General features: G+C 68.4%; 23 protein-coding genes and 2 rRNA genes. 13 read left to right on the forward strand and 12 right to left on the reverse strand.

The features are described from left to right. From ACWCRD_RS07305 to ACWCRD_RS07315, 3 genes are all read left to right on the forward strand, one after another. Window positions 1-90 (forward strand): 23S ribosomal RNA (locus ACWCRD_RS07305); the annotation flags it as partial. A 95-nt stretch (window positions 91-185) separates the two neighbouring features. Then, window positions 186-302, forward strand: a 5S ribosomal RNA gene (rrf, locus tag ACWCRD_RS07310). Between the two features lie 67 nt (window positions 303-369). After that, entirely contained in the window at window positions 370-924 is a 555-nt protein-coding gene (locus tag ACWCRD_RS07315) for a GNAT family N-acetyltransferase (RefSeq protein WP_450964962.1), read from the forward strand. A 3-nt stretch (window positions 925-927) separates the two neighbouring features. On the opposite strand, the gene ACWCRD_RS07320 is transcribed toward ACWCRD_RS07315, so the two are convergent. From ACWCRD_RS07320 to ACWCRD_RS07355, 8 genes are all read right to left on the reverse strand, one after another. Further along, complete coding sequence (locus tag ACWCRD_RS07320) at window positions 928-2,427, reverse strand: TraM recognition domain-containing protein (RefSeq protein ID WP_450965411.1); 1,500 nt, start codon at window positions 2,425-2,427, stop codon at window positions 928-930. A 19-nt stretch (window positions 2,428-2,446) separates the two neighbouring features. Next, window positions 2,447-3,874, reverse strand: a complete 1,428-nt coding sequence (locus ACWCRD_RS07325; protein WP_450964963.1) for an ATP-binding protein — start codon at window positions 3,872-3,874, stop codon at window positions 2,447-2,449. 13 nt (window positions 3,875-3,887) lie between these two features. After that, window positions 3,888-5,447: an SCO6880 family protein gene (locus tag ACWCRD_RS07330; RefSeq protein WP_450964964.1), complete on the reverse strand. Its 1,560-nt coding sequence runs from the start codon at window positions 5,445-5,447 to the stop codon at window positions 3,888-3,890. Beyond that, window positions 5,444-6,784 carry a hypothetical protein gene (locus tag ACWCRD_RS07335; protein ID WP_450964965.1) on the reverse strand — a complete coding sequence of 447 codons (1,341 nt, stop codon included), beginning with the start codon at window positions 6,782-6,784 and terminating at the stop codon, window positions 5,444-5,446. The genes ACWCRD_RS07330 and ACWCRD_RS07335 overlap by 4 nt, the downstream gene beginning before the upstream one ends. Beyond that, window positions 6,774-7,604: a hypothetical protein gene (locus tag ACWCRD_RS07340; RefSeq protein WP_450964966.1), complete on the reverse strand. Its 831-nt coding sequence runs from the start codon at window positions 7,602-7,604 to the stop codon at window positions 6,774-6,776. Before ACWCRD_RS07340 ends, ACWCRD_RS07335 begins: the two co-directional genes overlap by 11 nt. A gap of 197 nt (window positions 7,605-7,801) precedes the next feature. Beyond that, a complete protein-coding gene (locus ACWCRD_RS07345) occupies window positions 7,802-8,110 on the reverse strand; it encodes a hypothetical protein (protein WP_014673544.1) in 309 nt (102 codons plus the stop codon). Between the two features lie 421 nt (window positions 8,111-8,531). Then, on the reverse strand, window positions 8,532-8,819 hold the full coding sequence (locus ACWCRD_RS07350) for a hypothetical protein (protein WP_450964967.1): 288 nt from the start codon (window positions 8,817-8,819) through the stop codon (window positions 8,532-8,534). A gap of 219 nt (window positions 8,820-9,038) precedes the next feature. Further along, complete coding sequence (locus tag ACWCRD_RS07355; protein WP_450964968.1) at window positions 9,039-10,412, reverse strand: S53 family peptidase; 1,374 nt, start codon at window positions 10,410-10,412, stop codon at window positions 9,039-9,041. 368 nt (window positions 10,413-10,780) lie between these two features. Here ACWCRD_RS07355 and ACWCRD_RS07360 point away from each other — a divergent pair, with 368 nt between their 5' ends. After that, a complete protein-coding gene (locus tag ACWCRD_RS07360) occupies window positions 10,781-11,356 on the forward strand; it encodes a hypothetical protein (RefSeq protein WP_450964969.1) in 576 nt (191 codons plus the stop codon). A 3-nt stretch (window positions 11,357-11,359) separates the two neighbouring features. On the opposite strand, the gene ACWCRD_RS07365 is transcribed toward ACWCRD_RS07360, so the two are convergent. Further along, window positions 11,360-11,965, reverse strand: coding sequence for an NADPH-dependent FMN reductase (locus tag ACWCRD_RS07365; RefSeq protein WP_450964970.1), 606 nt, complete (start codon window positions 11,963-11,965; stop codon window positions 11,360-11,362). Between the two features lie 87 nt (window positions 11,966-12,052). Between ACWCRD_RS07365 and ACWCRD_RS07370 the strand changes: the two genes are divergently transcribed. The 4 genes from ACWCRD_RS07370 (at window position 12,053) to ACWCRD_RS07385 (ending at window position 15,864) form a co-directional block, all read left to right on the forward strand. Beyond that, on the forward strand, window positions 12,053-12,538 hold the full coding sequence (locus tag ACWCRD_RS07370; RefSeq protein WP_450964971.1) for a MarR family winged helix-turn-helix transcriptional regulator: 486 nt from the start codon (window positions 12,053-12,055) through the stop codon (window positions 12,536-12,538). A gap of 390 nt (window positions 12,539-12,928) precedes the next feature. Further along, window positions 12,929-13,702, forward strand: a complete 774-nt coding sequence (locus ACWCRD_RS07375; RefSeq protein WP_450964972.1) for a trypsin-like peptidase domain-containing protein — start codon at window positions 12,929-12,931, stop codon at window positions 13,700-13,702. A 220-nt stretch (window positions 13,703-13,922) separates the two neighbouring features. Then, a complete protein-coding gene (locus ACWCRD_RS07380) occupies window positions 13,923-14,930 on the forward strand; it encodes a C40 family peptidase (RefSeq protein ID WP_450964973.1) in 1,008 nt (335 codons plus the stop codon). A gap of 232 nt (window positions 14,931-15,162) precedes the next feature. Next, window positions 15,163-15,864 carry a phosphatase PAP2 family protein gene (locus ACWCRD_RS07385; RefSeq protein ID WP_450964974.1) on the forward strand — a complete coding sequence of 234 codons (702 nt, stop codon included), beginning with the start codon at window positions 15,163-15,165 and terminating at the stop codon, window positions 15,862-15,864. A 102-nt stretch (window positions 15,865-15,966) separates the two neighbouring features. Here ACWCRD_RS07385 and ACWCRD_RS07390 read toward each other — a convergent pair whose 3' ends face one another. Further along, on the reverse strand, window positions 15,967-17,514 hold the full coding sequence (locus ACWCRD_RS07390) for an FAD-binding oxidoreductase (protein WP_450964975.1): 1,548 nt from the start codon (window positions 17,512-17,514) through the stop codon (window positions 15,967-15,969). A gap of 339 nt (window positions 17,515-17,853) precedes the next feature. Between ACWCRD_RS07390 and pstS the strand changes: the two genes are divergently transcribed. The 4 genes from pstS to pstB all read left to right on the forward strand — a co-directional run bounded on the left by pstS (window position 17,854) and on the right by pstB (window position 22,006). Continuing rightward, complete coding sequence (pstS, locus tag ACWCRD_RS07395) at window positions 17,854-18,984, forward strand: phosphate ABC transporter substrate-binding protein PstS (protein ID WP_450964976.1); 1,131 nt, start codon at window positions 17,854-17,856, stop codon at window positions 18,982-18,984. A 138-nt stretch (window positions 18,985-19,122) separates the two neighbouring features. Next, window positions 19,123-20,127, forward strand: a complete 1,005-nt coding sequence (gene pstC / locus ACWCRD_RS07400) for a phosphate ABC transporter permease subunit PstC (protein ID WP_360223505.1) — start codon at window positions 19,123-19,125, stop codon at window positions 20,125-20,127. Further along, window positions 20,124-21,188, forward strand: coding sequence for a phosphate ABC transporter permease PstA (gene pstA / locus ACWCRD_RS07405; protein WP_450964977.1), 1,065 nt, complete (start codon window positions 20,124-20,126; stop codon window positions 21,186-21,188). The genes pstC and pstA overlap by 4 nt, the downstream gene beginning before the upstream one ends. Window positions 21,189-21,229: 41 nt before the next feature. Continuing rightward, on the forward strand, window positions 21,230-22,006 hold the full coding sequence (gene pstB, locus ACWCRD_RS07410; RefSeq protein ID WP_450964978.1) for a phosphate ABC transporter ATP-binding protein PstB: 777 nt from the start codon (window positions 21,230-21,232) through the stop codon (window positions 22,004-22,006). Between the two features lie 217 nt (window positions 22,007-22,223). Here the strand turns inward: pstB and ACWCRD_RS07415 are convergent, their stop codons facing one another. Together ACWCRD_RS07415 and ACWCRD_RS07420 are read right to left on the reverse strand one after the other, a co-directional pair. After that, window positions 22,224-23,222 carry an anion permease gene (locus ACWCRD_RS07415; protein ID WP_450964979.1) on the reverse strand — a complete coding sequence of 333 codons (999 nt, stop codon included), beginning with the start codon at window positions 23,220-23,222 and terminating at the stop codon, window positions 22,224-22,226. A gap of 7 nt (window positions 23,223-23,229) precedes the next feature. Next, window positions 23,230-23,850: a DUF47 domain-containing protein gene (locus tag ACWCRD_RS07420; RefSeq protein WP_030941586.1), complete on the reverse strand. Its 621-nt coding sequence runs from the start codon at window positions 23,848-23,850 to the stop codon at window positions 23,230-23,232. A gap of 224 nt (window positions 23,851-24,074) precedes the next feature. On the opposite strand from ACWCRD_RS07420, the gene ACWCRD_RS07425 reads away from it, so the two are divergent. Next, complete coding sequence (locus tag ACWCRD_RS07425; protein WP_450964980.1) at window positions 24,075-24,413, forward strand: metal-sensitive transcriptional regulator; 339 nt, start codon at window positions 24,075-24,077, stop codon at window positions 24,411-24,413. The last annotated feature ends 74 nt before the right edge of the window (window positions 24,414-24,487 follow it).

Raw genomic sequence — 24,487 nt, forward strand, 5'->3', positions numbered from 1 at the left:
TCCCAGTAGACGACTGGGTTGATAGGCCGGATCTGGAAGCACCGCAAGGTGTGGAGGTGACCGGTACTAATAGGCCGAGGGCTTGTCCTCAGTTGCTCGCGTCCACTGTGTTGGTTCTGAAACCACGAACAGCCCCACGTCCGGTCACGGCGTGGTGCGGCAGAAGTTCGACAGTTTCATAGTGTTTCGGTGGTTATAGCGTGAGGGAAACGCCCGGTTACATTCCGAACCCGGAAGCTAAGCCTTACAGCGCCGATGGTACTGCAGGGGGGACCCTGTGGGAGAGTAGGACGCCGCCGAACAATTGTTGAGAAAACCCCCGCACCATTCGGTGCGGGGGTTTTCTGCGTTTAGGCTACCGTGGCCTGCATGAACTACAAGGTCCGTTCCATACGCGCAGACGAGTGGGCCCAGGCGAAGGCTTTGCGGCTCGCCTCGCTCCAAGATCCCGCAGCGCCTCTCGCCTTTCTGGAAACCTACGAGCAAGCGATCGCCCGGCCGGATTCCTTCTGGCAGGAGCGGGCGGCCGGGGCCGCCGAGGGCGCTTCCGGGGCGCAGCAGATCATTGCCGAGGGGCCCGACGGAGAGTGGGTGGGGACGTTGGTCGTGCTGGTCGAGGAGGCCGGGTCGACCGACTGGGCCGGGTTTCCGGTGGAGCGGAAGCAGGGGCATGTCGTAGGCGTGTTCGTGCGGCCGGAGTGTCGGGGGATCGGGCTCACCGAGGTGCTCTTCGATGCCGGCCTGGAGTGGGCCTGGGCGCAGGGCGTGGAGCGGGTGCGGCTCATCGTGCACGAGGAGAACGGGCGGGCTCAGCGGTTTTACCGGAAGATCGGCTTCGCGTCGACCGGGGTGACCGTGCCGTTGAAGGAGAGGCCGGGGGAGGCCGAGTTGGAGTTCGCCTTGGTGCGGGACGAGGTCGGCTGACGGCTACACCTGCAATTCGTCGTGCGGCCAGCGGGCTCGGCCCTGTTCGCGGGAGCGGAGCAGGGCCAGGGTCGGCAGGCCCCGGTCCGCTCCTGTGGCCAGTAGCTCCGGGAGCTGGGGAAGCGGAGCCACCGCTGCGACGTCGTCGAGGACGAGGGTTAGTGGTGGGTCGAGGCGACCGGAGGATGACCGTTCGGCCATGCGCCGGCCACGCTCGACCACGCTTGAGACGAGGGCCGTCAGAAGGGGCATCGCGCCAGGGTTGCTTCTGGGGTCCTCGATGGATTCCCCCACCACATAAAGCGTGCCCCCTTCATGGACGAAGGAATCCAAGGTGAGGGCATCTGTTCGGTTTGGAGTGCAGGCCTCGCGGATGTTGACCGTGAAGAGCGCGGAGAGCGCTCGGCTGGTCAACTCCTGGGCCATGTCCCGGCGTTCTGGGTGTGCGGTGAGCGCGGCTTCGAGTTCGCCCGCGGAGCCGGGGGCCGCCTTGGGATTCGTACGGAGGATGCGGACCGCGTCCTGGATCTGGGTGCCCTGGGACCAGCGGTGGACGTGGCGGATGGTGCGGCCGTCGACGGCGGCGGCGTGCACATAGCTGCGCAGGAGCGTTTCGGCTGTGGCCGACAGGGCCTGGTCGAGTTTGGCCGTGGGGCGGATCGGGGCGAGGAGGGCGGCGGCTCTCGCCGTGGCCGTCTCCTTGTCCTCGCAGCCCGTGGTGGGGGACCAGTGGAGGCGGGCCGGGGTGTCGCAGAGGTGGGCGGGGTCGTAGAGGAGGACGGGGCCCAGTTTTGCCCTGGCGTCCTTGGTGTCCGACCAGATCGCCGGGTTCGAGGTGATGACGAGGGCCGGGCCTTCCGCGTCACGTACGGCCTGGGTCGCGGTCGCCTGGCGGCTTTCTCTGGGGGCTACGACGAGTTTTTCCCGGCTGCCGGTCACTCCGCCCACTCCGGTCATCACGCCCACCGTCGCCGGGTCATCGGTGAACGGGGAGGGGGCGGGGTCGGGCATGGGTGCCGGTTCCTGGAGGAGTTCCGTCGGCTGCGGTTCGGGCGGTGCCGTGCGTGGCGTCGGGACCTCGTAGTGCGTCGGTGACGGCTCGGGTGTGGGGCGGCCGAGTGGTTGCGTGCGGCGCTTCAGGCGGCCTGCGCGCCAGCGCGCGAACGTGCCCATCGCGAACACCGTCAGTACGAACAACACCATCAACTGCCCGATGAACAGGCCCCAGAACAGGCCGTAGCCCGAGAGCTGGGTGTCGGGGGTCTCGGGCCAGGCGCCCGGGATGTCGTGCGGTTGGCCGATGAGGTGGCGCATGGCCGTGGGGGTGCGCGTGAAGGTGACGCCGGCCGGCCAGCTGCCCTTGGTGAACAGGCCGGCGAGGCCCGTCGCCGTCCACACCAGCAGGGTCATGCCGAGGAGGAAGGCGAGTATGCCGAGAAGGAGCCCGTCCGGGATGCCGCCCTGCCCGTCCCGGGGGTCTCTTCGCCGGTCGTCCGGTCTCACCACGTCCCGCCTCCCCTTGCTATGCCACCGTCGACTCGGACGGCCCCTCGAAGTCGCTCAGGTGCTGTTCCACGAAGGCGGCCGCGCGTTCCTCCGCCTCCAGCTCGGCGGCGCGCAGGGCGTCGTCTCTCAGGTCGCGTTCGGCGGACGACTCCGTCATGGCGCGGTCGGTGAAGACCAGCGGGCGTTCCGTCTCGGTGATCAGGTGTTTGACGACCTGGACATTGCCGTTGACGTCCCAGACGGCGATGCCGGGGGTGAGGGTGGGGATGATCTCCACCGCCCAGCGGGGGAGGCCCAGGACGCGGCCCGTCGCCCGGGCCTCGTCGGCTTTCTGGGCGTAGATCGTCCTCGTGGACGCCATCTTCAGGATGGCCGCGGCTTCCTTGGCCGCCGCGCCGTCGACGACGTCCGACAGGTGGTGGACCACCGCCACGAAGGACAGACCGAGCCGGCGGCCGAACTTCAGCAGTCGCTGGAACAGCTGGGCGACGAAGGGGCTGTTGATGATGTGCCAGGCCTCCTCGACCAGGAAGATGCGCTTCTTCCGGTCGGGGCGGATCCAGGTGTGTTCCAGCCATACGCCGACGATCGCCATCAGGATCGGCATGGCGATGGAGTTGCGGTCGATGTGGGACAAATCGAACACGATGAGGGGGGCGTCGAGGTCGATGCCGACCGTGGTCGGCCCGTCGAACATGCCGCGGAGGTCACCGTCGACCAGGCGGTCCAGGACCAGCGCCACGTCCAGGCCCCAGGCCCGTACGTCCTCTATGGCGACGTTCATCGCCTCGGCCGACTCGGGTTCCGGGTGCCGTAGCTGCTCGACGATGTCGGTGAGGACAGGCTGGCGTTCGACGATCGTCTCGTTGACGTAGGCGTGCGCGACCTTGAGGGCGAAGCCGGAGCGTTCGTCCAGGCCGTGGCCCATCGCGACCTCGATGATGGTCCGGAGCAGGGCCAGCTGACCGGTGGTCGTGATCGCCGGGTCCAGGGGATTGAGGCGGATGCCCATGTCCAGGGCGGCCGTCGGGTCGAGCCGGATGGGAGTTATCCCCAGCTGCTCCGCGATCAGGTTCCATTCTCCGACGCCGTCCTCGCCCTGGGCGTCCAGGACGACGACCTGGCGGTCGCGGAAGCGCAGCTGTCGTAGGACGTAGGTCTTCTCCAGGGCCGACTTGCCGTTGCCGGACTCGCCGAGGACCAGCCAGTGCGGGGCCGGGAGCTGCTGGCCGTACAGCTGGAAGGGGTCGTAGATGTAGCCCTTGCCGGAGTAGACCTCGCGGCCGATGATCACGCCCGAGTCGCCGAGGCCCGGGGCGGCGGTCGGCAGGTAGACCGCCTGGGCCTGGCCCGTGGAGGTGCGTACGGGCAGGCGGGTCGTCTCGACCTTCCCGAAGAGGAAGGACGTGAAGGCGTCGGTCAGGACGGACAGCGGATCCCGCATCAGAACTCAGCCCCTACCTTCGGATGCCGGTGGCGAACGGGAGCGTGTTCACGAAGGCGCGATGGTGCTCCCGGTCGCACCACTCCAGCTTCAGGTACGACTTTCCGGCCGAGGCGCGGATGGTCCGCTTGTCGCGGGCGAGGGCCTCGGGGGAGCGGGAGGAGACGGTGATGTAGCCCACCAGGTTGACGCCCGCCGCGCCGCTCGCCAGGTCCTCGCCGCGCTGGTCCAGGCGGTTGTGGGCGGCGACGTCACGGGGGTCGACCGTGCGGTTCATCTTGGCGGCGCGGGAGGCCTCGGCCACGTCGTTGGTCTTCTCGGTCAGCATGCGTTCGATGGCCACCTCGGTGGGTTCGAGATCCATCGTGACGGCGACCGTTCGGATGACGTCCGGCGTGTGGACGAGCAGCGGGGCCAGGAAGTTGACGCCGACGGGTGTCATCGGCCACTCCTTCACCCAGGCAGTTGCGTGGCACCAGGGCGCGCGGGTGGAGGACTCCCGGGTCTTGGCCTGGAGGTACGTCGGCTCCATGGCGTCCAGTTCGGCCGGCCAGGCGTTGCGCTTGGTCATCGCCTGGATGTGGTCGATCGGGTGGTCCGGGTCGTACATGGAGTGGATGAGGGAGGCGAGCCGGCCCTGCCCGAGGGGCTGGCGGACGCGGATGTCGGCCTCCTGGAGGCGCGAGCAGATGTCCGTGAGCTCGCGGGCCATGACGACCGCGAGACCGGCGTCCCGGTCCACCTTGCGGCCGTTCTGGGGGCGGGCCGCGCGTGCCATGGCCTGTGCCTCGGCCGCGAGCTCGCGGGTGAAGTGCATGCAGGCGACGAGGTAGGCGCGGTGCTGCTCGCTGCTCGTGGAGACCATCGACTGCAGTTGGTCGTACGACTGCTGCAGCCAGCCCAGCGACTTCTCGTCCCCGCGGATGGCGACGTCCTTGGCGTGGGCGTCGGGGTCGGCGGGGAGGGTGCGGGCGAGCATCTGCAGGCGGGTGACGAAGCCGTCGCCGTTGGCGACGTGCTTGAGGAGCGTGCCGAAGCGGTCGACGAGGGCTTCCTGGTCCTCGGAGTCGCGCAGGCCGACGCCGGGGCCCTCGATCTCGATGGCCGCGGTCACCGTGCGGCGGTCCGCGTGGAGCAGTACGGCGATCTCGTCGGGGCCGAAGGGGGCGGCCAGCCAGGTGATGCGGCCGATCCCGGGGGGCGGGCCGATCTCGACCTCGCGTCCGTCGAGCCGAGTGCCGGCCTCGATGACGCCGCTGCGGTAGAGGGTGCCCTGCTTCAGGGTGCGCTTGTAGCTGCGGTTGATCTCGAACCACTTGTAGAACGTGCGGTGCTTGTACGGCACGTAGACCGCCGCGAGGGCGATCAGGGGGAAGCCCATCAGCAGCACGATGCGCAGGGAGAGGACGGGGACGAGGAGCCCGCACATCATGCCGAGGAAAGCGCCCGCGATGATGAGCGCGATCTCGCCGGATTCACGATTCCGGCCGACGATCGCGTTCGGCCGGGCGCGGCCGATGAGATATGTACGGCGGGGCGTGACCGGATGGGACAGGTGGGACTCGGTCGTCAACGCCCTTCACCTCCCGTGCGGTTGGTACTGCTGTTGCGGGTGTTGCTGGCGTGCGGGGTGTTCACCGGGCTCGACGAACGGGGTGCGGGTGCGGCGGTGGGGACGGAGCCGCCGCCTCCGTTCGAGGGCCGGGTGCTGTGGGCGGCGACTCCGCCGGTGGCCGGGTTGGCCGGGCGGGGGCCGCCGTTCGAGGACGACTGGCCGCCGCCCCCGTTGTCGTTGGCGCGGGCGCTGTGCGTCTTGATGCCCTGCGCGACCATGGTCGCCGGGGAGCTGATGACCGCGGCTGCCTTGCCCTCGGCGCCGGCCATGATGCGGTTGTTGCGGCCGCTGGCGATCTCGTCGCCGAAGCCGGGGACGAATCTGTAGATCATCGCGCTGGCGAAGATGGCGAGCAGGATGATCGCGAGGCCGGAGACGACGGCGGAGAACGAGTCCGGGCCGTTCGCGGAGGACAGCGCGCCGGCGAGGCCCAGCACGATCACGATGATCGGCTTGACGAGGATCACCGCGATCATGATGCCCGCCCAGCGGCGGACGTGGCCCCACAGGTTCTTGTCGACGAGGCCCGCGTAGACGACGGTGCCGAGGAGGGCGCCGACATAGAGGAGCGCGGCGCGGATGACCAATTCCAGCCAGAGCACGCCGGCGGCGAGGATGCTGACCAGGGACACCACGATCAGCATGATGGGGCCGCCGCCGATGTGCTCGCCCTTGTCGAGGGCGCCGGAGAACGTGCCGAAGAAGGTGTCCGTCTGGTCGCCGGTGGTCTTGGCGAGGACGTCTGTGATGCCGTCGGTCGCCGATACGACGGTGTAGAGGATCAGGGGCGTGAAGGCCGAGGCGAGCACCGTCAGCCAGAGGAAACCGATCGCCTCCGAGATCGCCGTCGTGAGGGGGACACCTCGGACGGCGCGCTTGGCCACGGCCAGCAGCCAGAGCAGGAGGGTGAGGATGGTGGAGGCCGCGAAGACGACCGCGTACTGCTGCAGGAACTTCTGGTTGGTGAAGTCGACGTTCGCGGTCTCTGTTACGGCCCCGCTGAGCTTGTTGATGGTCCAGGAGGCGGCGTTTGCGCAGCCCTTGGCGAGGGAGGAGAGGGGGTCGAGGGTGGAGGTGGGGTCCAGGGAGGTGACTCCGGAGGATCCCCCTCCGGAGTCACCTTCGCAGATCTGCCTGGCCTGGCCTGTCAGGAGGCCGCAGTTGCCGGCGGACTTGGTGGGGGTGGGCGTGGGCGTGGGTGCCGCCGAGGCGCGTGTGGCCAGCAGAACGGCGGCGGTCTGAACGGTGGCGACTGCGGCGATGACCTTGGGCGCGAAGCGCTGGCTACCGGGCATAGGTGAAGCCTCCGAACTCCTCGACGGCCTTTGCCATTGCGTCAGCGCTGGAGGCCTTGGCGTCGCCGGGGACGGGCGCAGGGCCGTCCTTCTGGGACTGGTTCACGATCTTCCAGTCACCGTTCGTCCACTCGAGGCGCATCGTGGTGGTGAACCAGCTGTTCGTCACGGGGTTCGTCGAGCTCTCCCCGGCAAGTCCCAGGAGGCCGCTGCACCAGACCTCCACGGTCGCGTGGCTGTCAGTGGCTTCGGTGACGGTGGTGCCGATCGGGCTCGTACGCGATACGAACGTGGAGCCCGACGGGGCTGAGCCGTCCTCGTTCAGGCCGACGGACTTGTTGAGTTGCGGGGTGTAGGCCTTGTCCAGATTCGACTCGAAGTCAGCGAGCCGGGAAGGCGTGATGATGGTCTGCAGGATGGCGTCACGCCTGGTCTTGTTGAACATGTCGGCCGAGCCCAGCGCCACCGCGTAGTTCGCCGCAGCGCTCTGTGCCCCCTGCTGGTCATGTGCGAACCCTGCCGGAATCCCGGCCGCCTTCGCCTGCACCGGCTTGGTCCCGCTCGCAGCCGTAGACCCAGCCTCAGGCTTGGCCCCGCTTCCGTTGCCCGAAGAGGAATCGCCCCCTCCACGGTTCGCGAAGGCGATCGCTGCGATCAGCAGTACCACCACGCCCACCACCGTGATCAGGCTTCGGGACGACGAGCGGCCGCCGCGGCGTGCGCCGCCGTACACATCGCCGCCGCCGTCGGGCAGCCGGGTCCGGGTCTGGCCCGTGCCGCCGTAACCGCCGGAGGCCTCGTGCTCGTCTCCGAGACTCATGCCGTGTACGCCCTCTCCAGCTCGTAGACATACGACGGTAGCCGTGCTGGTTCCCGCGCGGGCGCGGTGTGGTGACTCGACATCAGGGAAACGCAACCTCAGCCGGTGGGCACGACGGGCGGGTGGGGGTAGAGGGGACCGGGCGTGCCCGGAGGGACTGGCGGACGCCTGCCGCAAACGGCCTGCTAGACGGCCATCTAGACAGCCATGCCGTACACGATGGTGAAGAGCGTGCCCAGCGAACCGATGATGAATACCCCGGTGAGACCGGCGATGATGAGGCCCTTGCCTTGTTCCGCGCTGAAGGTGTCGCGGAGCGCGGTCGCGCCGATGCGCTGCTTCGCGGCGCCCCAGACGGCGATGCCGAGGCAGAGGAGAATGGCGACGGCCATCACCACCTCGATCATGACCTTCGCCTCGTTGCCCAGGCTGCCGAAGGGGCCCCAGTCCGGAGCGATCCCGCCGATGATGGTGTTGATGTCTCCCTTGTCGGCCGCAAAGAGCATGTAAGTCACCGCCCCTGGTGGGTAGTTCCGCAGTCCCCTGCGGGGGTGCAGAGGTCAGGCTCATTCTCGCCGACAATGCTGCCTTCGTATGTCGACTTGGCGTCATTGCATGGCGGGTTTCGTACGAATAGCTGTTATGTCACTCTGTGTATCACGGCAGGTCACGCCGGGCAATGAGGCCTGAGCGGAACCTGTGGTGGGGTTCCGTCGTTGACCCCTCTTACGACCTGAATCGTTCCTGACGGTGGATCGGGTGAGGGGTCGAGCCGATGTTCTCCGGGTGACGGGCGAACGGATGAAGCGTATCCGGTACGGCGAACGGGCCGCGGCTGGCGACCGTGGCCCGCTGGTTGACGGAGGGTCAGGCGTCAGCCGGTGGAGGCGGAGACTCCCTCCGGAGCCCCAGGCCGGGTCAGCTCCGCTAGCGCGTGGTGCACTTGGGGTAGCTCGAACCCTCGGTGCAGTTGTTGTAGGCGCTGTAGCTGACGTCGACCTCCTGCTCGTCGCCGCCCTTGGGGCGGACCATGAGCTCGTACTCGGTGTGGCAGCTGCGGGTCCTCTTCGTGCCCCTCTTCTTCGTCTTGCACTCGTGGTCGGTGTTCTTGCTGACGACGGTGCCGGTGATGTTCTTCGACTTGCTGCTGCTGCAGCCGGCCAGTGGGGCGGTCAGTGCGGCGACGGTGAGCAGGACTGCGAGTGTGCGCTTCATGCGTGTTTCCCCCGGGGCGTCGTGGATCGGACGTCGACGTTCTCCGGAGATGGTGCCCGACGGGCTGTCACGCCCGGACGTCGGGGCGTACGGGAAAACGGGCCGCGGCCGGCTGCCGTGACCCGTTTCCCTTTCCGTGCCGCCCCGGGAGGCCCCACGTACTCCCTCGTGCGGGCGGCGCCCCGTGACCCGACGGGGTGGTTTTGCCCCGTACTGCTGTCAGCTCGCCGTGAAGGCGGCGAGGCCCTCGGGGGTGCCCCAGCCGGTCGGGCCGTCGTAGCCCGACTTGGCGGTGCAGAAGTAGCTGGTGGAGCAGGTGCCGTTGCTGCCGCTGGTGACGTCGTTCAGCGCCGAGGTGCCGGCCGCGTTGTAGGGGTACTGCGCCGGGTAGTCGCCGGCGCCCGGGGTGCCGGCGAGGGCGTAGACCGAGGCGATGAGCGGGGAGGACGCGCTGGTCCCGCCGTAGGTGTTCCAGCCGGTGCCGTCGGAGCCGTAGGTGTCGTAGACGGAGACGCCGGTGGCGGGGTCGGCGACCGCGGAGACGTCACCGATCATGCGCTTGCTGCAGCCGGTGTCGGTCTGCCAGGAGGGCTTCGCGTCGTACGCGGAGCAGCCGGAGCCGGTGCCCTCCGTGCTGCTGGTGTTCCAGACGCTCTCGGTCCAGCCGCGGCTGTTGGAGGACGTCGAGAGCTTGGTGCCGCCGACTGCCGTGACGTACTTGGAGGCGGCCGGGTATTCGGCACCGTAGCCGCTGTCGCCGGCGCTCGCGGTGATGGCGACGCCCGGGTGGTTGTAGTACCTGGAGTCGTACGTCGTGTCCGAGGAGGACTCGGAGCCGCCGTAGCTGTTGGAGACGAACTTGGCGCCGAGCTTGACGGCCTCGTTCACCGCGGTGCCCAGGTTGGCGTCGGACGCCGACTTGGCCTCGACGAGGAGGATGTTGCAGTTCGGGCAGGTCGCGCTGACCATGTCGAGGTCGAGGGAGATCTCACCGGCCCATCCGCTGTCGGCGGAGGGGAGGGAGGTCGTGGAGCCGGTCTGGCTGACCTTGGAGAAGCAGCCGTTGTCCGTGGTGCAGGACGGGAGGCCGTAGTAGTCGCGGTACGTGGCCAGGTCTGCCTCGGCGTTCGGGTCGTCGTAGGCGTCGACGATGGCGACGGTCTCGCCGGAGCCGTTGGAGGAGGCCGCGTCCGTCAGGCCGTAGGCCGTCTGGATGTCCGACGGGCCGTAACCGGTCGGGGTGTCGGTGGCGGCGTTCGGCTTGATGGTCTTGGGGGCGACGCCCTTGAGGGCGGCCTGCTTCTCCATGAAGGCGGTGGTGCCGCTGGTGACGCGCAGGGCGTTGCAGGCGGCGTAGCCCTTCTTCGGGGTGGCGCCACAGGCCTTCGTGTACTGCACGTGCGCCTTGGCGACCTGCGCGGCGATCGCCTTGGTGCTCACCTTGTGGGCGGCCGTCGTGGCCGTGGTGGCGGCGCTCGCCTGGACGGCGGTGCCGAATCCGGCGAGGAGCAGCGCCGTGGTGGCCGCGGCGGCCGAGCCGACCCGGCGCCATCTGCCGGATATCTGGGGGGAGTTGGGGGTGGTCGTACGCAACGTACAGCCTCCTGGAAGTGGTGGGCAGAGGCCTGCGGTGGGGGGACTGCCGGGTGTTCTCGGCAGGGGCGGCGACCCGCGTAGACCATCGCTTGTTGAGTACGCGACAAACAAGGCAGTTTCGGAATTCTGACTTCCGCATTACTGAAGGGGGTTGGCGGATTGCTGCTCAATGGCGGGGCGATGAAGGGGGGTTGGGGGTGGCTTGACTTCGTGCACAGCATTCGGACAGGTGGGGGACAGGTTTACGCGCGTCACCGCGGGCCCGTGGCCGTCCCTGTCCGGGCGGGGTGGGGGTCAAGACTGCGTCATGTGGCATCGGCGGCTGAGAGGGCGGGAGTTGGCCGACGTATGTAGTGGACATGTGGATGGCGACCCCGAAGAGGGGCAACCCTGTGATCCAGCACCGCATCGTCCTCGCTTCGGCCGCGGGCCTCGTCTGCGCCTTCCTGCTGGCGGCGTGCGACTCCATGAACAGCGGCGCCGCCGGTACGAGTGCTGCCGGCGTCGGGCCGGTCACGTCGGCTCCGGCGGCCTCGGCACCGGTCGGCGGTGAGGCGTCCGGGAGCGGGCAGACGGCCTCGGCCGTCACGGTGAGGACCGAGGCCGTGAAGGGCGGGGGCACAGTGGTCACCGACGGGAAGGGGGCGACCCTCTACCGGTACGACAAGGACCGGCCGAATCCGTCCCGGTGGACGTGTGCCGGTGCGTGCGTGAAGACGTGGATTCCGGTCATCGTGTCGGACCCCGTGCAGACGGTGGGCGTCGAGAAGAGCCTTCTCGGCACCGTCCACCGCCACGGCAGGAAGCAACTCACCCTGGGCGGCTGGCCGTTGTACCGGTATGTGGGCGATACGGGTGCCGGGCAGCTGAACGGTCAGGGGAAGGGCGGGCAGTGGTATGCGGTCACTCCGGCCGGGGGCAGGGCCGATGTGACCGGCTGAGCATCATGGCGCTGCGGCGGGCAGGACGCCTGTGTGCGCCTCCGCCTTGGCCTCGCGTACGCCGCGCAGCGCGCCGGACCAGGCGATGACCTGGTCGAGCATGCCGCGGACCGCGGCGGCGAGGCCCTCCGCCGGGACGAAGGCGCCGGTCGCGAACGCAGGTATCAGGGCAATGGCGGGTTGAGCGCGGACCGTGGCCACCTGGAGCTCGGCGAGCACGAGCCGCAGCGCCTCGGCGGCTCGAACGCCCGCGGCCCAGCCGCCGTAGCTGATGATGCCGGCGGCCTTGTCGTTCCACTCCCGGTAGACGTAGTCCAGTGCGTTCTTGAGCGCGCCGGGGAAGGAGTGGTTGTACTCCGGGACGAGGAACACGAAGCCGTCGAAGTCGTCGATCAGCGCGGACCAGGCGCGGGTGTGCGGGTGCTCGTACCGCTCGTGGGTCGGTTTTCCGCCCTCGTCGAGGTTGCCGAGGCGGTGGTGGGCGAGGTCGATGAGTTCGTAGTCGGCGCCGCCGTGGGCGCGTGCCGTGTCGAGCACCCAGGAGGCGATCGGCTCGCCCCGGCGTCCGGGGCGGGTGCTGCCGAGGATGATGCCGATGCGTAGTGCCATGGGCGTTCCTTCCCAAGGAGTTGACGCGTCAACTCTAGGAAAAGGAGAGTTGACGCGTCAACACCCTGGCTCGGTATGCTGCCCGCCATGGCTCAGATGCGCACGCTGGAACCCGAGGAGTGGGAGTTCTGGGACACCTGGATGCGCGCGCAACGCCTGCTCACCCAGGAGCTCGACCGCGGTCTGCAGCGTGACTGCGGCATCTCGAAGGCCGAGTTCAGCGTGCTGGTGACGCTGTGGCAGGCCCCCGGCCGCGAGATGCGCGTCGGCGAGCTCTCCGAAACGCTCGACTGGGAGAAGAGCCGCGTCTCGCACCAGCTGACACGCATGGAGAACCGCGGCTTCGTGGAGCGGACCGAGCGCGGCGCCGGTGGCCGCCGTACCGGGATCAGGCTGACCGATAAGGGGCGCGGCGCCGTGCAGAGCGCCGTCCTCGTGCATGCCGGAAACATCCGCCACTACTTCCTCGACACGCTCACACCTCAGCAGGCCGAGGCCTTGCGGGCCTGGAGCGGGCAGCTGATCGAGCGCATCCAGTCGCGCGGCAGCGGGGCCCCCGGCGACGCCGGGTAGGACTCCGCCAGGACCGTGTCGGCGGGCCGAATGTCAGTCCTGTGGCCTAACGTGATGGTGTCGGTTCGGAGAGTGAAGGGAGGGTGTTGTGGTGAACGTGCAGTCACGCCATGGGTGGGCTGCGCGGCCATGTGCGGAGCGTGACGCGGAGGCGGAGTCGGCGGTCGCACCGTACGGTGGTGGCGACGCCGAAGCGGTGGAGAGACGGAGGCAGCGAGCCATGTCCGTGTCGCCGGGCGCCCTGCCCCGTCTGCGACCCCGGTGCCCGGGTGTCGCGTACGGCGCTTGCGCGCGCGATCCGCAGTCGCAGCCGCAGGGAGGATCGTTCACGGAGAGATCCAAGTGAACGCCGGACGTTTTTCTCACCTTCGTGGGCCACAGTGGGCGCCGATGAAGCGCATCCCACGCATCAGCAGACGTGTCACCAGCCCCCTGTGCGCGGCTGTCGTGCTCCTTGTGCCGGCGCTCACCTCCGCTTCCCTCGCCAATGCCGACGACGGGCCGGGGCCCCTCGGGGTGACCGTCGTCGCGCCGGACAATGCGCAGTCCAGGAAGGTCGGAGCCCTCTTCGACGCCGACCGGCGATCCTCACTCGCCGGCGGGCACTTCTGCACCGCCTCCGTCGTGTACAGCCCGCACCGCAATCTCATCGTCACGGCGGCCCACTGCCTGAACGGGAGCAAGGACGGCGACCTCATCTTCGTGCCGGGCTACCGGGGCGGGCAGGCGCCGTACGGGACGTGGACGGTGCGGAAGGCGTTCCTGCCCGACGGGTGGGCCAAGGGGCAGCACGAGGACAGTGACGTCGCCTTCGCCGTCGTCGAGAGCAAGAGCGGGAAGAGCGTCGAGGACGCCGTCGGCGGAAACCCCTTCGTGGCCGGCATGGCCACCGGGGCCACCGCCGTCACCATCACCGGGTATCCCAGCGCCCGTGAAGTGCCCGTCAGCTGCACCAACAGACCTTCCAGGCACAGCCCCACCCAGCAGCGGATCGACTGCCCCGGACTGTCGGGAGGGACCAGCGGCAGTCCTTGGGTCAACGGGGACAAGGCGGTCGTCGGGATCCTGGGCGGGCACGAGAAGGGCGGGAGCACGGACGACATCTCGTACAGCGTGGTGTTCGGGGCGGAAGCGGCCGAGTTGTATCGGGATGCGACCAACTGAGGCCTCGGCGCTCCGCTGGGGTGCGCGGATTTGAGGCTCCGCCGCGGGGTTGGGATGTGCCGTCGGTCGTCTGCAGCGCCTTCGTGGCTGGTCGCGCCCACGCGGCGGAGCCGCATGTAGATACAGCCCCGCGCCCCTTCGGGGCGCTTTTGAGCTGCCGGAACGATGGACGCGCCCCTAGACTGACGTCGGCTTCGGACTCCCGGGCGGTGAGGGGCGGTTGACGGTGCGTAAGGCGTGGATCGTTGCCGGCGTTGCCGTCGGCTCTGCTCTGTCCTTCGTCATGCTGCTGGTCGTCGGGGTGTACGTCGTCGCCGGGAACCTCATCAACGGGGTGGGCGGCGGTACCAAGGCGCTGGCCAAGGGGGCCGTTCCCGCCGCGTACTCGGCCATCGTGCAGAAGTGGGGCAACCTCTGCCCCGCTCTCAACCCCGCACTGCTCGCCGCCCAGCTCTACCAGGAGAGCGGGTTCAATCCGAACGCCAAGAGCCCGGCGGCCGCGGAGGGGATAGCTCAGTTCATTCCGGGCACCTGGGCCACCCACGGCGTCGACGGCAACGGAGACGGCGTCAAGAACGTCTGGGATCCGGCGGATGCCATTCCGTCCGCCGCCTCGTACGACTGCCAGCTCGCCTCGTACGTCAAGGACGTACCCGGGAATCTGACCGAAAACATGCTCGCGTCGTACAACGCGGGGGCCTACGCGGTGATCAAGTACGGGGGCGTGCCGCCGTACAAGGAGACCCAGAACTACGTCAAGACGATCACGACGCTCGAGGAGAGCTTCGCCGCGCCCGTCAGCCGGGTGGATCCCAGCAAGCAGGCCGCCGGGGCCATCTACTACGCGCAGAAGAAGCTCGGGACCCCCTATCTGTGGGGCGGCGACGGAACCGCCGCGGACAACGGGCGTTTTGACTGCTCGGGGCTGACCAAGGCCGCGTACGAGAGTGTCGGGATCACGCTGCCGCGCGTCGCCAACGACCAGTACAACGCCGGGCCGCACCCCAAGCGGGACGAGCTGCTGCCGGGCGATCTCGTGTTCTTCTCCACGGACCCCACCGACTCCCGGGCCATCCACCATGTGGGGATCTATGTGGGCGGCGGGTACATGATCGACGCGCCGAGGACGGGCGCGGTGATCCGGTTCGACCCCATCGACACCTCCGAGTACTTCGGAGCCACGCGAGTCACCGAAGATGGCGCGAAAGCACTGCCCACCACGGTGTGAACCGAGCGTGAACCCACCCCCTGAGCTGCAGAGATGAGTCTCTCTTCGATAACGTCTGCGTGATCATTCGGTGGAGTGTGGAACGTAGTAACTGGGACCGTGCGTTCCTGTTCTCGTAGTCATCCGACAGTCATCCCGGTGGCTGTCGGCGACGTGACCTACAACCACGGGGGTGGACAAGCGGGCGGGCGCGAGTACGTCCGGCAGCAGACGACGAAGGGGCCGCAGCACCATGGCTGGACTCGCCGAATCCGGGTCGAACCCCGACGTCGACCTGCTCTACGACATCAATGGCCTGGCCAAGGACGCGCCGCACTGGTTCGACCGGGCCGTCTCCTTCGTGGGCGAGTACGGGCTGCTGCTGGCCATGGTGCTGCTGGTGGTGTGGTGCTGGTGGTCCGTGCGGCGGCGGGGGGACGAGGACGCCGCGTCGTCCGTCGCCGCGTTGGTGTGGGCGCCGGTTGCTGCGGCGCTGGCGGTGCTGGTGAATGTGCCGATACGGGGGTTCGTCGAGCGGCCTCGGCCGTTTCGGACGCACGACGGGCTTGATGTGCTGGTGTCCGGGAAGACCGACTTCTCGTTTGTGAGCGATCACGCGACGATCACCATGGCCATGGCGGTGGGGGTGTTCGTCGCCAACCGGAAGTTCGGGGTTGTGGGGATCGGGTTGGCGCTGCTTGAAGGGTTTTGCCGGGTTTATATGGGTGTGCACTACCCGACTGATGTGGTCGGGGGGTTTGCGCTGGGGACTGCTGTGGCGTTGTTGCTTTCGCCGGTCGCCATGCTGCTGCTTACGCCTGTGGTGAGGGCTGTTGAGGGGTCGGCTTGGGGTGGGTGGTTGGTTCGGGCTCGGGGGCGGGTGGCTGTGGGTCAGGGCTCGCTGATTCCCGGGGCCCGGCAGGAAGCGGCGGAGGAGCGGGACCTGGCGGCGTAGGCGCTCCGCTGGAAGGTCGGAACCTCTCTGCGGGTACTTCGTGGCTGGTCGCGCCCCGCGGCGGAGCCGCAGATCGATACAGCCCCGCGCCCCTTCAGGGCGCTACAGGGCCTGCGGGTAGGTGAAGAAGCGGTTCGGGTCGTACTGGTTCTTCAGCTGGGACAGTCGGGGTGCCGCATCCCCGTAGTACGCCTGGCGCCAGTTCGTCAGGGTCGGGTCCGTGTAGTTCTGGTAGGCCGCGCCCGAGGCGTACGGGCGCATGGCGTTGTGGGTGTTGGTCAGCCAGGTCTGGGCCGCCCCGCCTGTCGTGCCGGCTCGCCAGGATGCGATGTACTGGGCCAGCATCCGGGAGCGGCGGTGGACGAAGGCCGTTGCCGTGGGGGAGACCCGGTTGACCGCGCCGCCCAGGGCCGTCAGCGCGATGCTGCCCGCGCCGCCCGGGACCGAGCCGACGTTCCTCAGCAGGGTCTGGATGCCCGCCGAGGAGATCGAGCGGTCGAAGAAGTCCGAGCGGGCCGTGTAGGTCTCCCGGCCCAGAGCGCCCTCGGGGTTGCGGTTCGGGGTGGAGCCGGGGAGGTGGCACTGGGCCTCGGTGCGGAAGGACGAGCAGCCCGCGTACGCCTCCATCGCCCCCTCGTAGGTGTGCCGCTTGAGCGTCTCGCTGCGGGTGGGCGCGCCGACCGCCGAGACGAGGCGGTCGAGGGCGTTCTGCAGTTCGCCGTAGGTGCCGATGGAGAACGCGGCGACCGACACGGTGGGCGAGCCGCCGTTCTCCAGGTGGCAGGAGGACCAGATCTCGTCGGGCTGGTCGGGGCCCCACTCCTGCCAGGCCTTCAGCACGGCGGCGGCCTTCGGCCAGGGCCAGGTCAGGTACGCGGAGACGGCCTGCGGGGCCGGGTGGGTCTTGAAGTGCAGTTCGGTCACGACGCCGAAGTTGCCGTTGCCCGCGCCGCGCAGCGCCCAGAACAGGTCCTTGTTCTCGGTCGCGTCGGCGGTCAGCTGCTTGCCGTCCGCCGTGATCAGGGTGGCCCGGGTGAGGCTGTCGCAGGTCAGACCGTACGCCCGGGAGACCACGCCGTGGCCGCCGCCCAGCACCAGGCCCGAGACGCCGACCGAGGGGCAGGAGCCCGCGGGTATCGTCACGCCCTTCGCGGTCAGCGCCCGGTAGACGTCGATCAGTTTGGAGCCGGCGCCGACCACGGCCTGGCCGCCGCCCACCCGGATCTGCTTCAGCTTCGAGACGTCGACGATCAGCTTGCCGTTGCCGGAGGACCAACCCGCGTAGGAGTGGCCGCCGTTGCGGATCGCGACCCGGATGTTGTGGGCGCGGGCGTAGGCGAGGGTCGTCCGTATGTCGTCGGTGTGGGCGACATAGGCCACGGCCGCCGGCTTCAGGCCGTCGAAGCGGGTGTTGTACAGCTGGTGGGCCGTGGTCCAGGTGGCCTCGCCCGGGCGTATCAGGGCGCCGTCGAGGTCGCGGGAGAGCGCGGTCCAGTTCGCTGGGGCGGCCTGGGCGGACGTCGACCTGATCGCCGTACCGGAGGAAGCGGAAGTACTGGTGTCCGCGTCGGCCGAACCGCCCCTGCACGCGGCCGTGGCCACCGCCGCCAGCGCGGCCGCGCCGCCTCCGATGAACGTACGACGTTCCATGGTGTGCCCTCCCGGATTGCTCTCGGGGAACGAGACGGCTCGCCGATCACACGGGTTCCCGCGGGAATGTCACTCCTGTGTCACCGTGGAAAGAGACACCGAGTAGGCCGGAACCTTCATGTGCTCTCCCCGTAAGCGTTCCGTGACCTAACCACACCGTCGGCAGGGGTTCACCTGTCGTTCATTTCCGGCCGTAGGCGCCTTCACCTGGTCTGCCTAATTTCGGCCTTACGCGATGTGGGTCGTGCCTCGGGGAAGGTGCGTCCTGTCGTCGCCGGGACTTAAAACCTCGCACGCCGCCGAATTCAGGACGGCGGCTCCTGGAAGGAACTCTTTCAAGTGAAGCTTCAGCGCATGAATCGGCGGGCCATCGCCCTCGCTGCTCTCGCCGCGTCGAGCGCCCTGGTCCTCACGGCGTGCGGCTCGGACAACACCGGCAGCGGCAGCAGTGGCGGCAGCAGCGCCTCCTCCACCACCGGTGCCAGCAAGATCAAGTGTGACGGCGCCAAGGGCCAGCTGCTCTCCGACGGCTCGTCGGCGCAGAAGAACGCGATCGACGCGTGGGTGGCGCAGTTCTCCCAGGCCTGTGGCGTGCAGATCAACTACAAGGCCGGCGGCTCCGGTGCGGGTGTCACCTCCTTCACCCAGGGCCAGCTGGCTTTCGCGGGTTCCGACTCGGCGCTGAAGCCCGACGCCGTCGCCGCCTCGAAGAAGGTCTGCTCCGGCGGCCAGGGCATCGACCTGCCGATGGTCGGCGGCCCGATCGCGCTCGGCTACAACCTCTCCGGCGTGGACAACCTGGTCCTGGACGCTCCGACCATTGCGAAGATCTTCGACAGCAAGATCACCAAGTGGAACGACCCGGCGATCGCCGCGCTGAACAAGGGCGTGAAGCTGCCCGACCTCAAGATCCAGGCGTTCCACCGCTCGGACGAGTCCGGCACCACGGACAACTTCACCAAGTACCTCATCGCCGCGACGCCCGATAACTGGAAGTACTCCGGCGGCAAGGCCTGGCAGGCCAAGGGCGGCCAGTCCGCCGCGCAGTCCTCCGGTGTGGCCGCCCAGGTCAAGCAGACCAACGGTGCCATCGGCTACTTCGAGCTGTCGTACGTCGGTGACGGCGTCAAGGCCGCCAGCATCAACACCGGCGCCAGCGCCCCGGTCGCCCCGAGCAGCGACAGCGCCACCAAGGCCATCGCCGACGCGAAGGTCGTGGGCACGGGCAAGGACCTGTCGCTCAAGCTGAACTACAACACCAAGGCCGACGGCGCGTACCCGATCACCCTGGTCACGTACGAGATCGTCTGCGACAAGGGCAACAAGGCTGACACGCTGCCCGCCACCAAGGCGTTCCTGCGCTACATCGCCTCCGAGGACGGCCAGGGCCTGCTGCCGGGTCTGAAGTACGCCCCCGTTCCCGCCGACATCATCGCCAAGGTCCGCACCACCATCGAGGGCCTGAGCTGATCTGAGTGCGGTCCGGTCCCGGGCCTGAAAACCCGGGACCGGACCGCATCGTCCGGTGCACCGCCGCCACGAGCCGTACGTCCCGTACGGCTTCGCAGAGCCGCACTCCACGTGAGGCTCCGCAGACCGGAGAACCCGATGGACACTTCCACACAGATAACCGACGCTCCTCCACCCGTCCCGCAGCCCACCGCAGAACAGAAGCGCGCGGCCCGCGGCGCCACCCGACCCGGTGACCGGATCTTCCTCGGTCTCTCCCGTGGGTCGGGCATCTTCCTGTTGGTGGTCATGGCCGCGATCGCGGTCTTCCTGACCTACCGTGCGTCCCTCGCCATCGGCAAGGACCACGGCAACTTCCTCACGACCCTCGAGTGGAACACCAACATCCAGCCGCCGTCCTTCGGCATCGCGGTCCTGGCCTACGGCACGATCATCTCCTCGATCATCGCCATGGCCCTCGCGGTCCCGATCGCGGTGGCCATCGCGCTGTTCCTCACGCACTACGCCCCGCGCCGCCTGGCCACCCCGATCGCCTACGTGATCGACCTGCTCGCCGCCGTGCCGTCCATCGTGTACGGCCTCTGGGGCGCGCTGATCCTCGTACCGCACATGAACGGCCTCTTCGGCTGGCTGAACGACTACTTCGGCTGGACCGGCCTCTTCTCCTGGGACCAGGGTTCCCCGCGCTCGATGCTCACCGTCGGCATCCTGCTCGCGATCATGATCCTGCCGATCATCACCAACGTGAGCCGCGAGGTCTTCCGCCAGGTCCCGCAGATGCACGAGGAGGCGGCCCTGGCCCTCGGCGCCACGCGCTGGGAGGTCATCCGCATGGCGGTCCTGCCCTTCGGCCGCTCCGGTGTGATCTCCGCCTCGATGCTCGGCCTCGGCCGTGCGCTCGGCGAGACGATGGCCGTCGCGACCGTGCTCTCCCCGGACTTCCTGATCCACGGCAGCCTGCTCAACCCGGGCGGCGGCACCTTCGCCCAGAACATCGCCAGCAAGTTCGGCGAGGCGGACGAGTTCGGCCGTGACGCGCTGATCGCCTCCGGTCTGGTCCTGTTCGTCATCACCCTGCTGGTCAACGGCGCGGCTCGCATGATCATCGCCCGCCGCAAGGAGTACTCGGGGGCCAACGCATGAGCCACAGCGCCAACGCCGCCATCGTCGAACGGCCCGCCTCCACCCTGCGCGGCGCCCGTCTGCCCAAGTGGTCGCCCTGGGTGATCGCCGCCGGCTCGCTCGCCGTCGCGGTCGCCATCGGCCTGGGCGCCGGCCTCGACAGCAAGGTCCAGTGGGGCCTGATCGCCGGGCTGGTCTTCCTCGTCGCCACGTACGGCATCGCCGCGCGCGTCGAGGGCCGCCGTCAGGCCAAGGACCGCATCGCGACCGCCCTGGTCTGGGTGGCCTTCCTGCTCGCCGTCGTCCCCCTGGTCTCCCTGGTGTGGACGACCGTCTCGCGCGGTGTGAAGGTCCTCGACGTCTACTTTTTGACCCACTCGATGGGCATCGTCGCCGACTCCCAGCCGGGCGGTGGCATCTACCACGCCATCATCGGCAGCCTCGAGCAGGTCGGCCTCGCCACGCTGATCGCCGCGCCGATCGGCATCCTCACCGCGGTCTACCTGGTCGAGTACGGCCGCGGCAGGCTTGCCCGGTCCGTCACCTTCTTCGTCGACGTGATGACGGGTGTCCCGTCGATCGTCGCAGGTCTGTTCATCCTCAGCCTCATGCTGATCTTCAAGTTGGAGCCCTTCGGCTTCGCCGGTTCGCTGGCCCTGGCCATCCTGATGATGCCGGTGGTCGTGCGCTCCACCGAGGAGATGCTCAAGCTCGTCCCGAACGAGCTGCGCGAAGCCTCCCTGGCGCTCGGTGTCCCGAAGTGGCGCACCATCCTGAAGGTGGTTCTGCCGACCTCCATCGGCGGCATCACGACGGGCATCATGCTGGCGATCGCCCGTATCACCGGTGAGACGGCTCCCGTGCTGCTGCTGGTGTTCGGCAACCGGTTCATCAACAACAACCCCTTCGAGGGTGCGCAGCAGTCGCTGCCGCTGTACATCTACCAGCAGTACGCGGCCGGCGCGGACACGTCGTACGACAGGGCATGGGCGGCCTCGCTCACCCTGATCGCCTTCGTGATGATCATGAACCTGGTGGCCCGCGGCATCGCCCGCTGGAAGGCCCCGAAGACCGGTCGCTGACGCGGCCACATGCGACCGAGAATTCTGGAAGTGACGTAATCATGGCCAAGCGAATCGACGTAAGCGGACTGACCGCCTACTACGGCGCCCACAAGGCGATCGAAGACATCTCGATGACGGTCGAGCCGCGTTCGGTGACGGCGTTCATCGGCCCCTCCGGCTGCGGCAAGTCGACGTTCCTGCGCACGCTCAACCGTATGCACGAGGTCACGGCCGGCGGCCGGGTCGAGGGCAAGGTGCTGCTCGACGACGAGGACCTGTACGGGCAGGGCATCGACCCGGTGTCCGTGCGCCGCGAGGTCGGCATGGTGTTCCAGCGGCCGAACCCGTTCCCCACGATGTCGATCTTCGACAACGTGGCGGCGGGGCTGCGGCTGAACGGCTCGTACAAGAAGAGCGAGCTCCCGGACATCGTGGAGAAGTCCCTGAAGGGCGCGAACCTCTGGAACGAGGTCAAGGACCGGCTGAACAAGCCCGGTTCGGGGCTCTCCGGTGGTCAGCAGCAGCGTCTGTGCATCGCTCGGGCGATCGCGGTGGAGCCGAAGGTGCTGCTCATGGACGAGCCCTGCTCGGCCCTCGACCCGATCTCGACGCTCGCCATCGAGGACCTGATCGGTGAGCTGAAGGAGCGGTTCACGATCGTCATCGTGACGCACAACATGCAGCAGGCTGCGCGTGTCTCGGACCGTACGGCCTTCTTCAACCTGGCGGCGGTCGGGCAGCCCGGCAAGCTGATCGAGATCGACGACACGGAGCGGATCTTCTCCAACCCGTCGGTCCAGGCGACGGAGGACTACATCTCCGGCCGCTTCGGCTGAGCCTTCGAGACCCCTCGCGGTGCTGCATGGCGGTGCCACCGCGAGGACGATGAAGGGCCCGCCCCTGGCTCCCGGGGGCGGGCCCGTCGTCGTACCTGGGGGCTGCCGCCCCCAGACCCCCGCTTCGGCCCTTCAGGGGCCTTGTCCTCAAACGCCGGACGGGCTGAAAGATGCGGACCGGCGGCTGAATGCACCTGGGCGGGGGCGAGAAAGGTGGCTACAGGAACGCCAGGTTCACGATCCCGAATGCCCCCGCTGCGACCAGGGCCGCTGCCGGCATCGTGATGAACCAGCCCATGACGATGTTCTTGGCGACGCCCCAGCGCACGGCGTTCACGCGCTTCGTCGCGCCGACGCCCATGATGGCCGAGGTGATGACGTGGGTCGTCGAGATGGGGGCCTTGAACAGGTACGCCGTGGTGAACATGATCGACGCACCGGTCGTCTCGGCGGCGAAGCCCTGCGGGGGGTCGAGCTCGATGATCTTCCGGCCCAGCGTGCGCATGATGCGCCAGCCGCCGGCGTACGTGCCGAGGGACAGCATGAGGGCGCAGACGATCTTCACCCAGACCGGGATCGGATCGGCGAAGGTCTGGTGGCCGGAAATGACCAGTGCCATCACGACCACGCCCATGGTCTTCTGCGCGTCCTGAAGGCCGTGGCCGAGCGCCATGCCGGCCGCCGAGACGGTCTGCGCGATGCGGAAACCGCGCTTGGCCTTGTGCGGATTGGACCGGCGGAAGATCCACATGATCGCCAGCATCACCACATAGCCGACGATCAGGCCGACCACCGGCGACACGAACATCGGGATGACGACCTTGTCGAGGACGCCGCTCCAGAGCACGTCGGTGCCGCCCGCGAGCGCCGCGCCGACCAGGCCGCCGAACAGCGCGTGGGAGGACGAGGAGGGAAGGCCGAAGTACCAGGTGATCAGGTTCCACGCGATCGCGCCGGTGAGCGCCGCGAAGAGGATGCCCATCCCCCTGGAGCCTTCCGGCGTCTCGATCAGGCCCTCACTGACCGTCTTGGCCACGCCGTTGCCGAGGAACGCACCCAGCATGTTCATCGCCGCAGCCATCGCCAGCGCCGCCCGCGGCGTCAGCGCCCGGGTCGACACCGACGTCGCGATCGCGTTCGCAGAGTCGTGGAAGCCGTTCGTGTACGTGAAGAAGAGCGCGACCGCGATGGTCACGACCAGAGCGAAGGTGTCCATGGAGGGGTCAGGACTCCTTGACGGCGATGGTCTCCACCGTGTTCGCCACGTGCTCGAACGCGTCCGCCGCCTCCTCCAGTACGTCCACGATCTGCTTGAGCTTGAGCACCTCGATCGCGTCGTACTTGCCGTTGAAGAGATGCGCGAGCAGCTTGCGGTGGATCTGGTCGGCCTGGTTCTCGAGGCGGTTGACCTCGATCCAGTACTCGGTCAGATTGTCCAGGGTGCGGAGGTTCGGCATGGCCTCCGCGGTCAGCTCGGCGGCCCGCGCGAGGACCTCGATCTGCTGCTCGACGCCCTTGGGCAGTTCCTCGACGTTGTAGAGGACGACCAGGTCGACGGCCTCCTCCATGAAGTCCATGATGTCGTCGAGGGACGAGGCGAGGGAGTAGATGTCCTCGCGGTCGAAGGGCGTGATGAACGAGGAGTTCAGCTGGTGGAAGATCGCATGCGTGGCGTCGTCACCCGCGTGTTCCGCGGCCCGCATACGCTCTGCGATCTCGGCCCGGGCAGGTGCGTCCGCCCCGAGCAGTTCCATCAGGAGCTTGGAGCCGGTGACGATGTTGTCCGCGGATGCGGCGAACATGTCGTAGAAGCTCGTCTCCCTGGGGGTCAGACGAAAGCGCACGTGGGGTCCTCGGGGTGCTTCGGTTTCGGTCAGGCTGATGCTAGGCGCATCATCCGGCCACGGCTAATGGGCCGTCCCCCAGTGTCGCCCATCGGGCAGAGTGGTCGGCACGGGGGCGGTGTGCAGGCCCGGTCCCGGCAGGGGCCAAGGGCCGTATACCCAGCAAAGTTCGATAACATATACCCACCAGGGGTATATGTCCGCATGTCTTACGGGAGGACGCGATGACGACCACCGAGGCCGGCGCGACGGCGCCCTCCGACGACAGCACGCAGAACGCGACACACGGCTACCACAAGCAGAAGGACGAGCACCTCAAGCGCCTGCGCCGGATCGAGGGCCAGATCCGCGGCCTGCAGCGGATGGTCGACGAGGACGTCTACTGCATCGACATACTCACCCAGGTGTCCGCCTCCACCAAAGCCCTGCAGTCCTTCGCGCTGCAGCTGCTGGAGGAACACCTGCGGCACTGCGTCGCCGATGCCGCCCTCAGGGGCGGTGAAGAGATCGACGCCAAGGTGGACGAGGCGACGAAGGCGATCGCCCGGCTGCTGCGCACCTGAACCTGCGGGGCGGGGCCTCCGGCTAGCTGCCGCGGCGAGTCCGGCGCGGGGCTGTATCAATATGCGGCTCCGCC

The sequence above is a fragment of the Streptomyces sp. NPDC002092 genome, assembly GCF_053593775.1.

Coding starts and splice junctions, on each gene's coding strand:
- ACWCRD_RS07425 (WP_450964980.1), top strand. CDS start 24,075: ATGACGACCACCGAGGCCGGCGCGACGGCGCCCTCCGACGACAGCACG.
- ACWCRD_RS07375 (WP_450964972.1), top strand. CDS start 12,929: ATGAAGCGCATCCCACGCATCAGCAGACGTGTCACCAGCCCCCTGTGC.
- ACWCRD_RS07340 (WP_450964966.1), bottom strand. CDS start 7,604: ATGAGTCTCGGAGACGAGCACGAGGCCTCCGGCGGTTACGGCGGCACG.
- ACWCRD_RS07360 (WP_450964969.1), top strand. CDS start 10,781: ATGGCGACCCCGAAGAGGGGCAACCCTGTGATCCAGCACCGCATCGTC.
- ACWCRD_RS07315 (WP_450964962.1), top strand. CDS start 370: ATGAACTACAAGGTCCGTTCCATACGCGCAGACGAGTGGGCCCAGGCG.
- ACWCRD_RS07370 (WP_450964971.1), top strand. CDS start 12,053: ATGGCTCAGATGCGCACGCTGGAACCCGAGGAGTGGGAGTTCTGGGAC.
- ACWCRD_RS07415 (WP_450964979.1), bottom strand. CDS start 23,222: ATGGACACCTTCGCTCTGGTCGTGACCATCGCGGTCGCGCTCTTCTTC.
- ACWCRD_RS07365 (WP_450964970.1), bottom strand. CDS start 11,965: ATGGCACTACGCATCGGCATCATCCTCGGCAGCACCCGCCCCGGACGC.
- ACWCRD_RS07350 (WP_450964967.1), bottom strand. CDS start 8,819: ATGAAGCGCACACTCGCAGTCCTGCTCACCGTCGCCGCACTGACCGCC.
- ACWCRD_RS07390 (WP_450964975.1), bottom strand. CDS start 17,514: ATGGAACGTCGTACGTTCATCGGAGGCGGCGCGGCCGCGCTGGCGGCG.
- ACWCRD_RS07335 (WP_450964965.1), bottom strand. CDS start 6,784: ATGCCCGGTAGCCAGCGCTTCGCGCCCAAGGTCATCGCCGCAGTCGCC.
- ACWCRD_RS07385 (WP_450964974.1), top strand. CDS start 15,163: ATGGCTGGACTCGCCGAATCCGGGTCGAACCCCGACGTCGACCTGCTC.
- ACWCRD_RS07325 (WP_450964963.1), bottom strand. CDS start 3,874: ATGCGGGATCCGCTGTCCGTCCTGACCGACGCCTTCACGTCCTTCCTC.
- pstA (WP_450964977.1), top strand. CDS start 20,124: ATGAGCCACAGCGCCAACGCCGCCATCGTCGAACGGCCCGCCTCCACC.
- pstB (WP_450964978.1), top strand. CDS start 21,230: ATGGCCAAGCGAATCGACGTAAGCGGACTGACCGCCTACTACGGCGCC.
- ACWCRD_RS07345 (WP_014673544.1), bottom strand. CDS start 8,110: ATGCTCTTTGCGGCCGACAAGGGAGACATCAACACCATCATCGGCGGG.
- pstC (WP_360223505.1), top strand. CDS start 19,123: ATGGACACTTCCACACAGATAACCGACGCTCCTCCACCCGTCCCGCAG.